Origin of the sequence: Pauljensenia sp. UMB3104 (assembly GCF_030217285.1) — a bacterium.
Classification (GTDB): domain Bacteria; phylum Actinomycetota; class Actinomycetes; order Actinomycetales; family Actinomycetaceae; genus Pauljensenia.
Genome location: NZ_JASONN010000042.1, coordinates 1 through 5867 on the forward strand (window position 1 = coordinate 1; position 5867 = coordinate 5867).

Annotated in this window: 3 protein-coding genes and 1 pseudogene; 1 reads left to right on the forward strand and 3 read right to left on the reverse strand. The window is 60.2% G+C overall.

The genetic code is table 11. The features are described 5' to 3' along the window. Positions 1–3516: 3516 nt before the first annotated feature. Genes cas6e through QP415_RS10590 form a run of 3 tightly spaced genes read right to left on the reverse strand, consistent with a single transcriptional unit; the run spans position 3517 to position 5452 of the window. Positions 3517–4266 carry a type I-E CRISPR-associated protein Cas6/Cse3/CasE gene (gene cas6e / locus QP415_RS10580; RefSeq protein WP_285100010.1) on the reverse strand — a complete coding sequence of 250 codons (750 nt, stop codon included), beginning with the start codon at positions 4264–4266 and terminating at the stop codon, positions 3517–3519. Continuing rightward, positions 4266–5012 (reverse strand): type I-E CRISPR-associated protein Cas5/CasD, encoded by a 747-nt coding sequence (gene cas5e, locus QP415_RS10585; protein WP_016460505.1) that lies wholly within the window; start codon positions 5010–5012, stop codon positions 4266–4268. The genes cas6e and cas5e overlap by 1 nt, the downstream gene beginning before the upstream one ends. Then, entirely contained in the window at positions 5009–5452 is a 444-nt protein-coding gene (locus tag QP415_RS10590) for a type I-E CRISPR-associated protein Cas7/Cse4/CasC (protein ID WP_442953480.1), read from the reverse strand. Before QP415_RS10590 ends, cas5e begins: the two co-directional genes overlap by 4 nt. Before the next feature lie 107 nt (positions 5453–5559). Between QP415_RS10590 and QP415_RS10595 the strand changes: the two are divergent. Continuing rightward, a pseudogene (locus tag QP415_RS10595) lies at positions 5560–5867 on the forward strand (transposase family protein); the annotation flags it as partial.

The window sequence follows — 5867 nt, forward strand, 5'->3', positions numbered from 1 at the left end:
GGATCACACGGTGACCGCACCCATATCAAACGGGCCGACCACCACACGGTTACACCACTATGCGGGACACTACTCCACTCTCATGGGGAAAACCTAGGATTCAATCAACAATCTCCTTCGATATAAGGATCATCCCCGCTCACGCGGGGAGAACAGAGGATACTGTAGGACGTCTGGTAACAGAGCGGGCTCATCCCCGCTCACGCGGGGAAAACAACAACATCTGATTAAACGAGTCCTGCCAGTGCGGCTCATCCCCACTCACGCGGGGAAAACGACGACACCGGCGGCGAATCCCGCGTCATCAACGGCTCATCCCCGCCCACGCGGGGATAACGTGACTGTGTAGGGGGTTGACTCCCGTGTCATGGGCTCATCCCCGCTCACGCGGCGAAAACCGGACGGACGACTGCCACAAAATTACCAAGCGGGGCTCATCCCCGCTCACGCGAGGGAAAACAGAGCGAAGGGACAGGTGCCTTCACCCACCACGGGCTCATCCCCGCTCACGCGAGGGAAAACTGAAGCAGAATAGCTACAGGATCCATGATGTCCGGCTCATCCCCGCTCATGCAGGGAAAACGAGGAATTCAACGAGGCTTGGCTGAGCCTCGGCGGCTCATCCCCACTCATGCGGGGAAAACAACGCCGTGAAGGCAGCCGGCGGACTGCTGCAGGGCTCATCCCCGCTCACGCGGGGAAAACACGGCCATGCAGTCCCTAAACGGCTCGGTCCCAGGCTCATCCCCACTCATGCGGGGAAAACATTTCGAGTCAAAGCGCCTACCCTACGCGGGCGGGCTCATCCCCGCTCACACGGGGAAAACTTCGTGATTGAAATAGTCAGCATGAGGACTCCCGGCTCATCCCCGCTCACGCGAGGAAAACGTGGTTTCGGCGACCTTACCGGTCGGGTCGCCCGGCTCATCCCCGCTCACGCGGGGAAAACACCCCAAGCAAGGTGCCTTGTTCCTGGTACTCGGACTCATCCCCGCTCACACGGGGAAGACTAGCTCGAGCAGCTGCATTACTGGGCTGTCACCGGCTCAACCCCACTCACACGGGGAAAACAAGCAGCTTCTCGTGGCTGCTGCGTCGCAGCGCGGCTCATCCCCACTCACGCGGGGAAAACTGCGTCAGCGCCCGCCGACCGCGCCGATCAGCAGGCTCATCCCCGCTCACGCGGGGAACAGGCAGATAGCGTCGAACGCAAAGCTCGCGAGGGACTCATCCCCGCTCACGCGAGGAAAACGAACTCCCCGCGGACTGGACTCCGCTGGGAATCGGCTCATCCCCGTTCACGCGGGGAAAACGTGCGCGAAGGAGCGGTGGGCGCACCCGTTGGCGGCTCATCCCCGCCCACGCGGGGAAAACTTCTTGTCCATGTCGAGCGGCGTCTCATCCACCGGCTCATCCCCGCTCACGCGGGGAAAACTTCGAGACCAGATCCGCCCCGTACTTCGAGACCGGCTCATCCCCGCTCACGCGGGGAAAACGATTCCCAGGCTGGGAGCTGGCAACCATGGTGGGGCTCATCCCCGCTTACACGGGGAAAACGTGCGCGAAGGAGCGGCGGGCGCACCCGTTGGCGGCTCATCCCCTCCCACGCGGGGAAAACCACTCATTCCGTGAAGGAAACACCCGCACACAGGGTTCATCCCCGCTCACACGGGGAAAACGGATCAAGCATCTGCTGGAAGCCGTACCACGTGGGCTCATCCCCACTCACACAGGGAAAACATCATGATCCTGACCACCAGTCGGCCGGTACCGTTCTTCCCCGCTCACACGGGGAAAACAAGCAGCTTCTCGTGGCTGCTGCGTCGCAGCGCGGTTCATCCCCGCCCACGCGGGGAAAACATCAAGCAGATCGCCCGCGACGTCGAAAAGACGGGCTCATCCCCGCTCACGCAGGGAAAACACGCTTCTGTTTGGTCTGCCCACGCAGGCCACGGGCTCATCCCCGCTCACACAGGGAAAACCGTAGCGACATGCAGGAGTTCTTGAACGCCCTGGGTTCATCCCCGCTCATGCGTGGAAAACGACCTGCTGTCGACGAGCGAAGCCGCTCGAATGGGCTCATCCCCGCTCACGCGAGGATAACATCTTCATCGTCACCCCCTGGGGTCAAGGCGAGGGCTCATCCCCACTCACACAGGGAAAACGTCATGATCCTGACCACCAGTCGGCCAGTACCGTTCTTCCCCGCTCACGCGGGGAAAACCGCCACGTCGCCGCCCAGTCCGTCTTGCGGCCCGGCTCATCCCCGCTCACGCGGGGAAAACCAGTGCAGGAGCTTGATTTTCTGCGCTCGGTCCGGCTCATCCCCGCTCACGCGGGGAAAACCTTACTGAGCACTGGGCTGCCCTGCCGGTGGAGGGCTCATCCCCGCTCACGCGGGGAAAACGGATCAAGCACCTGCTGGAAGCCGTACCACGTGGGCTCATCTCCACTCACGCAGGGAAAACCGCCTACGTCGTTACCCCGTGGTGCTACGCGGAGGGCTCATCCCCGCTCACGCGGGGAAAACGACGTCTACCCGCAAGCGGAGCGCTCCGTGACGGGCTCATCCCCGCTCACGCAGGGAAAACGTCTCAATCGTCAGTCCACCGAGCTTGTCCGCGGGTTCATCCCCGCTCACGCGGGGAAAACTTCTCGAAGCCGTCCTCCGAGAGGTAGCCGAGCGGCTCATCCCCACTCACGCGGGGAAAACGGTACCGCGCTCACCGCCGCGATTAATCCGACGGGCTCATCCCCGCTCACGCGGGGAAAACATGGCGCTCGCGGAGGGCGTGGGCCCGGCAATGGGCTCATCCCCGCTCACGCAGGGAAAACTGTTCCGTGTGCCTGGACACGCTGCGGCCCTGGGGCGCATCCCCGCTCACGCGGGGGAAATCAAGGCCGACGCGATCACCAACTACCTGTACTTCGGCTCAACCCCACTGACTCGGGGAAAACTAAATCTGCGCAGTCGCAACAATCAGCGTCTTGGGCTCATCCCCACTCACGCGAGGAAAACTGCACGCGCGCCGCCAAGTTACCAGTGATAACCGGCTCATCCCCGCTTACACGGGGAAAACATCATGGAACAGACAGCCGACGCCCACGGCGCAGGCTCATCCCCACTCACGCGAGGAAAACGAGATATTGCTCGTGATGAGCTGGGCCGCGTAGGGTTCATCCCCGCTCACACGGGGAAAACTACGGGCGCTCCAAGTCAGGCACAGTAACCAGGGGCTCATCCCCGCTCGCGCAGGGAAAACATGCACAGCCGCGCTATGCGGCCCTGAACACAGGGCTCATCCCCGCTCACGCGGGGAAAAACTTCACCTAGTAACGGTGGACGAGGCGTGGGCCGGCTCATCCCCGCCGAGCGGGGAAAACTGATGTGTATTGATGAGGTTCATGTCGCCAATTGGAAACCCCCCGAATACACAGGGGCAACATCTCCTCCTCATTCAACCCCAACTCGCGCCAATCACACTCTACATTCCTCCACAAGGAACACATGCGCAGTCATGGCCGAGCCAAGGTCATCAAACCGCAGCCGTAGGCCTTGCCCCTACCAATTCCATTAACGAGAGCATGACGCAGCGCCACTGGATCAGTTACCTCCATCACGCCCTCAAAAGTTGCAACTGCAAGCGTTACCCTGTGCCCATCGCGTTTAAACTCCGCAATGCTGCGTTCAACACCATTAATCAGTAGATTCGCCCCGTCAACACGTTCCCCATTGTCATTCTCAAGAACCGGCAGATCCCCACCGATCTCAGCTGAAGTCAGTACACGAAACCCACGCTCTTTGGCGTTCTTGAGGACCCACTGTATCTGCTGAGCTTGGGTGACATGAGCGAGAATCTTCTTCTGACCTCTTTCATTAACCTGAGCGGCCGTTCGGAAGGTCGGATTCACACAGAGGCGGAAACCCCACCGCTGCTCGGCTGACAGACCATCGAGGAAGGGACTCATATCACGGACAACGACCCCACCCTCGGTGGCGTAGCCAGCCTCCTCAACGATGTGTGAGGGATCTGGTGGGACCGGGCTGGAGATGAAAAGGGCACACGAAGGACTCCCCTGCCTCGGCAACCCACTTCTCAAAGATGGCGGATAATCCAGGCGCCAGAGAACCCGAGGATTCCCTGGAATGTCAAGTACACCCGGAGGAAAACAATTCATCACAGCTGCGTGAAGGACCTGCCGACTACGCATGAGCTGCTTCGCCCCCCGACGGTGTGGGTTGAGGTAGATACGTGTCAGAAACATCAGAGGACCTCCATCGGGTCATGCACGAGGCCAGGGTGGGCTTGCTGCTTCGTCTCCGCGTACTTCGGATTCTCAAGTTCGACATATACTTCCTCGACGGCACGCACAGTAAACTGCCTGTGTTCCGAGTTGAAACTAATCGGCATATCCTGAAGCGTCTGCTGCGAGGCCCTCTCCACCTCAGGCGGAATGATTCCCAGATCCGCGACGACTCGCGTTCGAACTAAACGATCATGACAATGCTTCTTCTGAAAGTACGACGAGGCCATCCACGGAGTTTCGCGCACCGCATCCCACGCGCTACCCTCGCGAACAGAAAGACGCAGCGGCAAGGTCGGAGGGCACGAGCGCCTGCCGAGGTAGAGCGGAAACACCGGGCGAACGACCGCCTGCGCCAGTGCATCCACTAGCTCAGCTGGTCCTTCAACGAATCCGACGAAAACCGCATCCGTACAGTAGAAACGTTCAGACAAAAGGGTCTTCTCTTTATTTTCGGTCATGCACTTCTGACGCCTCGACGTATGAAAATCGCGAAGTATTTGTCCCTGCTGGTCAATCCTCGCAGCGAAACGAAGCTCAGCGAGATCTTCAATAGGATCGCAGCGCCTGCGCCCCTGAGCCGCCGCAAGCAAACCGACCAGGCCGCTCTTCGTAGGAAATGTCTCAGTTGCCCGGTGCACGAACTGACTAGATACACCCCACGACTGCATGGGACCCGCTAAGCGCAAGACAAGCACGGATGTCATTGCATACCTCGTACCGCGCTTGCAGTCGCACTGCCAAGGTCAATCAGGCGCACTTTGTCTCCCAACACAGACAAACTTTCACCCCGAGGTGTTGTCCACGACACGAGCGATTCGACAGCTTCCAGACCCGTGAGCTCGCGCAACCGCGACTCGAACTCAACGAAGCGCTTAATGGCCGGCTCTGCGAAGCCGTGCTGCGCTGCGACGACCGGCTCCTCAAAAGCGCCACTCATGTTGATCGGTTGGTCATCACGAACCTGAACCAGAACGACATCCGGCAGCGTTCGGTTCGCAAAAGTCGTGATCTTTCCGGTCGGCATCGATCGGACAAAGCTATCCACAAAAAGTTCGACAGCTCGATCCGCGACCGCGTCATCTCCCAGGTTTTCACGCAACATGTTGACGTTGATCGTTGAATATCGATACATGGCTCTTCGCATTTGAGGGTGTAGGGGTGTTCGGTGGGGTTCGGCGTGTCGTGGCCGGGTAGGGGTCGAGGTCTTTCGATGATGGGGGTTCCTACACCGTCCATCTGAAAGACCTCGACATGGCCAATACTATCTTTGATCGCCCTGATCTGAGCGTGTTCACGCGCCTGGATGACCTTGGCCTGGAAGTGACCGGCCAGCACATGTGGCCAGACCATGCAGTGTTGGCGTGCCGTATTACGGGTGAGGACCGGTGGTGTCGACGCTGCGGGTGTCAGGGCGTGGCTCGTGACACGGTGGTCAGGCGCTTGGCGCACGAGCCTTACGGGTGGCGTCCCACGTTTTTGCATGTGAGCGTGCGCCGCTACCGGTGCCAGGAGTGCGCTCACGTGTGGCGTCAGGATATGAGCCAAGCAGCCGATCCGCG